The organism is Paenarthrobacter sp. CM16 (genome assembly GCF_013179505.1).
GTDB lineage: Bacteria > Actinomycetota > Actinomycetes > Actinomycetales > Micrococcaceae > Arthrobacter.
Window position 1 is genome coordinate 1 of the sequence record NZ_JABMCX010000315.1, and the last position, 5,135, is coordinate 5,135.

Sequence of the window (5,135 nt, forward strand, 5' to 3'; positions counted from 1 at the left end):
CAAAAAACGTCGTAGACACAACAGGACCGGGCACGGCGGAGCTCTGCGACGTCGGGACCGGGCCCAACAGCCGGCCACGGAGCGAAGCGGAGTGGACGCCCAAAAGGAGTGCGAGCCCCGCGAGCATGCCTCCCCCAGGCCACCGGGGATCCGCCCAGGTCAATCCCGGCCCGGGCTTGCCGCACGCACCAGGTGAGTGGTGCCGGCCCTGGGCGGGAACGGCGGTCCGTCGCCGGCAACCACCCACAAGAGCCGGCCACCTGCGGCGGACCGCCCGCCCACACAAGGCGAACGGCCCGCCCTCGGGCTTATGTGACGCTGTCGATCTGGGTGAGGATCGCGTTGGTGGCTTCCTCGGTCTGGCGCTGTAGATCCTTGATTTCCTCGTCGGCCGGGGCAGCTTCTATTTTCTCGAGCTGGACCTGCCACGTATCCAACGCTGCGAGCAGTTCGGGCGTGAAGGTTGAATCCGGTTTGCCCTGCAGCCCGAAGTAGTAGAAAGCATCCGCCATTCCCGGGTAGCCGATCCTTGCGGCGGCCGCGGCCGCTTGGTCGCGTTGGCCTGCCTCGTGGTGGGCTTCATAGTCGAAATCGCCGTCTTCATCCCAGAAGTTCGTCATGGTTCCGTCTCCTCAAAACTTGGGAGGGTGGCCGGGAGCTGGTCCCGGCCACCCCCAGGGGTTTAGGCCGCTGGCTGGGTCAGCCGGGTGTCGAAGAGTGCTTCGGCGCGGCGGATCAAGTACTCCGGAACGTCGACGTCATGGCTAAGACCTTCCCGGCCCAGGAACACGGCGTTCCCGGTGACGGGCAGATCAAGCCCGGTTTCGTGGAGCAGCTGCGCGGCGCGGACGTTCGATGGTCCGGTCGTTTGCGTCTCGGCGTTCAGGTAGACCTGCCAGTCGCCTCTGGCGATGCACTCCAGGCCGCCGCCGACGATGACTTGAAGGCTGCTGTGCCGTGCGTCGAGGCCGGCCACGGTGACGTTCTCGCTGAGCCGCGACGGGATGTACAGCGCAATCAGGTGGTTAAGCATGGTTTTGTGTCCTTTGCAGAGGATTGCTGAGGGAGCGGTGTGACCCGGCCAGCTACCTTGTTTCCTCCCCCGTTGTTTTTTGGTTGCTGGCAAGCTTGCTTGCTTGGCGGCCAGCGGAGCCCTGTCTACCCGCAGGGCAAGGTGTTGGAAATCTTCGAAAGGACATAAGCGAAGCGCCGTCGAAGAATTCCAGTGCCGCAGGCCCCGACTGCTTTTGGAGGGGCTAGACGGGGTGGAGTGGACGCCTACAATCCGGAGGACAGCAACCAGAAAACGTCGTAGACAAACAGGTGTTGACGGGCAGGAGCTCTGCGACGGACCGGCATCACCCAACAGCCGGCCACGGAGCGAAGCGGAGTGGACGCCCGAAAGGGGTGCGAGCCCCCGCGAGCACGCTCCTGTCCTGGCCCGCTCGGATCCGCCCAGGTTAGTACCCGCCAAGGCTTGCCGCACGCACCAGGCGAGCAATGCCGGCCCCGTTGCGGGAACGGCGGTCCGTCGCCGGCAACCACCCACAAGAGCCGGCCCCCTGCGGCGGACCGCCCGCCCACGCAAGGCGAACGGCCCACCCCGCTTACGTGGCGCTTCCGGTCGTGCGAGTGTTGAAACGGCGGAAGTTCGCGGCGATTTCTTGGGCGATATCAGCCATCGGTGTTCCCGGCGTGATGGTCTTCTCTTCATCGGCGGAGAACTCCACCGGTTCGCCGTCGACGTCGTAGTGGTCCGGGCCGTAGTAGAGCTCAGCGGTGGTGAACTTGGATTCCAGGGGGTTCTTCCAGCTGAACGATCCGGGGCCAACCGTGAAGGTGTGGCTGCCTTCGCTCTGAACGAAAAAGGTGGCGGTGCCTCCGCCGGTTTGCTCGACGTGAAGTTCCAAGCCTTCGGCTTTCATCGCGTCCACCAGCTCACGCGCGGGAAACCATGCGATCTCTTCGGCGTCCTGTCCGGTTTCGGGGCTTTCAGTCATGGTTCTGTCTCCTTTACGAATGGGGTGGTGGCCGGGACGGGCGTCCCGGCCACCGGTGGGTCTAGCTGGCGAGTAGTTCGGCCAGTTCTGCGGCGTCGGAAACCAAGGCCGCCGTGCCTTCTTTCAGGAGCCTGTGGCAGCCTGCCGAGTTCGCGCTGTGCACGCTCCCGGGCACTGCCGCCACATGCCGGGCAATGGTTTCCGCGTGGTGCGCGGCGTTCAGCGCACCGGAACGCCACCGGGCTTCGACAACACAGGTAACCCCGGCTAGGGCGGCAATGATGCGGTTCCGCTGCAAAAAGCGGTAACGCGTAGGCGCGCTTCCCGGAGGCTGCTCCGAGACAACCAAACCGTTGGCCCTGATCGCGGCCGCGAGGTCCGCGTTGCCGGACGGGTAAACCCGGTCAAGGCCTCCGGCTGCAACAGCGATCGTCGCCGGTCCGGTGCCGGTAAAGCCAGCAATCGCGCCACGGTGGGCGTGCGCGTCGATGCCGTAGGCCAGGCCGGAGACAATGCAGATTCCACGCTGGGCCAGTCCATGGGCAATCTCACCGGTGACAGCTGCGCCGTAGCTCGTGGAATCGCGGGAACCGGTCAACGCTGCCGCGCGCTGTACCGCGGGGATCCCCTGGGCGATGTTCCCGACGTACCAAAGCCCATACGGGGCATCAGGCAGATCATCGAGGCCGACAGGCCAGTGTTCATCACCCGGGATAAGGAAACCTCCGCCCAGTCGTTCAATGGTGGCAAGATCCCTTTCTGCGTCCACGTCAGGGATCCGCTGCGCCCATCGGCGCAGCCCTTCGCTCAACTCCGCTTCCGTGATGTGGCGGAAGGTGTGGGGCGGTTGCGCCCCGGTTGCTACTCTCAGGGCCGCGTAGGCGCCCAAAGCGTGGACAAGCGCCCGGCCAGTGGAGTCCTGGGAATCGAAAAGACGAGTCAGGGCGGCGCGTGCAATGCGGTCGTTCATTGGTTTTGTGTCCTTTGCAGAGGAATGGTTGGTGAGGGAGCGGTGTGACCCGGCCAGCTACTTTCTTTCCTCCCCCGTTGTTTTTTGGCTGCTGGCGAAGCTTGCGGAGCTGTGGCCGACGGAGGCCCGTCTACCCTTGGGCAAGGTGTGGGAAATTCCCGGAGGAAATAAGCGACGCAGGAGCGCCGCAGGGAACTTCCTGCACCGCAGGCCCCGGAGCCTGCGGAGGGGCTAGACGGGGTGGAGCGGACACATAGAATCCGAAGGACAGCAGCCAAAAAACGTCGTAGACACACAGGACCGGGCACGGCGGAGCTCTGCGACGTCGGGACCGGGCCCAACAGCCGGCCACGGAGCGAAGCGCAGTGGACGCCCAAAAAGGGTGCGAGCCCCGCGAGCACGCCTCCCCCAGGCCACCGGGCATCAGGGTCATTTGGGCATGGAAGGCGAAAGAGCCGGCACGTGGGTGCCGGCTCTTTCTGTTTCTCTGCAAAAGAAATTTGTGGGGGCAGCTCGGTTGCTGCCGTGCTTTACACCTCGTCTAGACGGTGGTCTTCCAGGGGCCGGTCAACGGGTCCGGTGACGGGTCCGGCTGTGAGTAGGCGCAGTTCCAGGACGTCTTCGGCTGGGCTTGCGTCGGTGGCAATGGTGTCTGCCTCGGTCATGCGGATCTCATCGGCCACGGTGGGGTCCTGCCTTCGGGTGTTGGACTGCTTGTCCTTTCACCGTATCGGCTGTTCCTGCGGTTTCACTGGAAAGTCGCTACGCCCGCGGCAGCGTCATCGCGGCCGGCGGAGCGGAGCGGGGGAGGCCGCGCGCACCTGGGCGAGATCCCGATGGGTAAGGCCGGACCCTTGGTGTGGGGTCCGGCCTCCTCCGGTTAGCGGCCTATCTTGCGGGCATAGGCCTTCTTCGGATCACGCACGCAGTCAGCAAGTAGGCCGCGGCTGACCAGATCGGTCATGAGTTCCGCGAACCGGTAACCCTCGACGTCCTCCAACGCGAGCTTGAAGTACCGGCCCGCGAAGCTGGACTTTCCTTTCAGCCATTCCGTCCAGCCGATCACGCTTAGCATCGGGGCGCGTTGTCCTTCGGGGGTGACTTTCATCAGCTCGAAGACAAGTTCCTGGGCCGTGTCCACGCGGTTCCAGTCGGGACGGGCAATGAACACACCGAGCAGCACGGAGGTGAACTGATCCGGGGCGTTGGTGATGATGTCCGCCATCAGGTAATCCCGGGTGATGGGGTGTTGCAACGCTCCTGCCAGTTCCAGCGCGGCCTCGTTGGTGAGTCCTTTGGGGTTTTCAAGGAGTTCAGCCCATTGGGTGCGGCGTGCTTCGGTGTCCTCGGGCCATCCGTCGGGCTTGTGCGCGGCGATTATTTCGCGTGCTGCTTCCTCGCCGGTGAACGGCTCAGGGGCGGTGAAGCCGGTGACGTTGCTTCCCCGGTAGATGAAGGCGGTGTTGCCGGTGCTGTTGGTGATCTCGTCCAGTGAGCGCTCGGTGCAGCAAGCGCTGTCTGTGCACAGGTAGTTGCTCCACACTTCCGAGGTCACCATCCATGCGTCTTTCAGGGGCATCCGCGCTGTCTCCAACTCGGTGCGCAACGCCTGAACGTGCTCGGAGAACGGGCGGGGTCCGGCCGTGGTGTTCTCGTCGGTGTAGATGACCAGCAGGGTCCCGGTTGCCGCTTCGTCGGCTGTCGCGTAGCTGACGACGGTTTGGGCGAACGCCTTGGGTTCGAAGCAGAGCGGGGCATCAAGGCGCAGCGTGGCGCCCAGTGCGTTGCCCCGCATCGTGATCAGGACGAAGGATTCCTTGGGGGTCTCGCCCAGCATGTGGGGGACGTAGGCCAGGATGTCGGCCGGGGTGCTGATGTTGATGCGGTCGTTCATGGTTTTGTGTCCTTTGCAGAGGATTGGTGAGGGAGCGGTGTGACCCGGCCAGCTACTTTCTTTCCTCCCCCGTTGTTTTTTGGCTGCTGGCGAAGCTTGCGGAGCTGTGGCCGACGGAGGCCTGTCTACCCTTGGGCAAGGTGTGGGAAATTCCCGGAGGAAATAAGCGACGCAGGAGCGCCGTAGGGACATTTCCTGCACCGCAGGCCCCGGAGCCTGCGGAGGGGCTAGACGGGGTGGAGCGGACACATAGAATCCGAAGGACAGCAGC

At 64.4% G+C, this 5,135-nt stretch carries 6 protein-coding genes; all 6 read right to left on the bottom strand.

The features are described 5' to 3' along the window. Positions 1 to 308 precede the first annotated feature (308 nt). The gene (locus tag HP499_RS20500) at positions 309 to 620 is read right to left on the bottom strand and encodes a hypothetical protein (RefSeq protein ID WP_172325975.1); all 312 of its coding nucleotides are present in this window, start codon (positions 618 to 620) and stop codon (positions 309 to 311) included. 62 nt (positions 621 to 682) lie between these two features. Beyond that, positions 683 to 1,033, bottom strand: a complete 351-nt coding sequence (locus HP499_RS20505; RefSeq protein WP_172325976.1) for a hypothetical protein — start codon at positions 1,031 to 1,033, stop codon at positions 683 to 685. A gap of 574 nt (positions 1,034 to 1,607) precedes the next feature. After that, a complete protein-coding gene (locus tag HP499_RS20510) occupies positions 1,608 to 2,000 on the bottom strand; it encodes a hypothetical protein (RefSeq protein ID WP_172325977.1) in 393 nt (130 codons plus the stop codon). A 61-nt stretch (positions 2,001 to 2,061) separates the two neighbouring features. Further along, on the bottom strand, positions 2,062 to 2,970 hold the full coding sequence (gene dprA, locus HP499_RS20515; RefSeq protein ID WP_172325978.1) for a DNA-processing protein DprA: 909 nt from the start codon (positions 2,968 to 2,970) through the stop codon (positions 2,062 to 2,064). A 530-nt stretch (positions 2,971 to 3,500) separates the two neighbouring features. Then, a complete protein-coding gene (locus HP499_RS20520) occupies positions 3,501 to 3,653 on the bottom strand; it encodes a hypothetical protein (RefSeq protein WP_172325979.1) in 153 nt (50 codons plus the stop codon). Positions 3,654 to 3,850: 197 nt separating this feature from the next. Next, the gene (locus HP499_RS20525; protein WP_172325980.1) at positions 3,851 to 4,864 is read right to left on the bottom strand and encodes a DUF4192 domain-containing protein; all 1,014 of its coding nucleotides are present in this window, start codon (positions 4,862 to 4,864) and stop codon (positions 3,851 to 3,853) included. Positions 4,865 to 5,135: the final 271 nt, after the last annotated feature.

Excerpts from the sequence above, each read along its gene's own strand:
- HP499_RS20500 (WP_172325975.1), bottom strand. The coding sequence starts at position 620 with ATGACGAACTTCTGGGATGAAGACGGCGATTTCGACTATGAAGCCCAC.
- HP499_RS20505 (WP_172325976.1), bottom strand. The coding sequence starts at position 1,033 with ATGCTTAACCACCTGATTGCGCTGTACATCCCGTCGCGGCTCAGCGAG.
- HP499_RS20510 (WP_172325977.1), bottom strand. The coding sequence starts at position 2,000 with ATGACTGAAAGCCCCGAAACCGGACAGGACGCCGAAGAGATCGCATGG.
- dprA (WP_172325978.1), bottom strand. The coding sequence starts at position 2,970 with ATGAACGACCGCATTGCACGCGCCGCCCTGACTCGTCTTTTCGATTCC.
- HP499_RS20525 (WP_172325980.1), bottom strand. The coding sequence starts at position 4,864 with ATGAACGACCGCATCAACATCAGCACCCCGGCCGACATCCTGGCCTAC.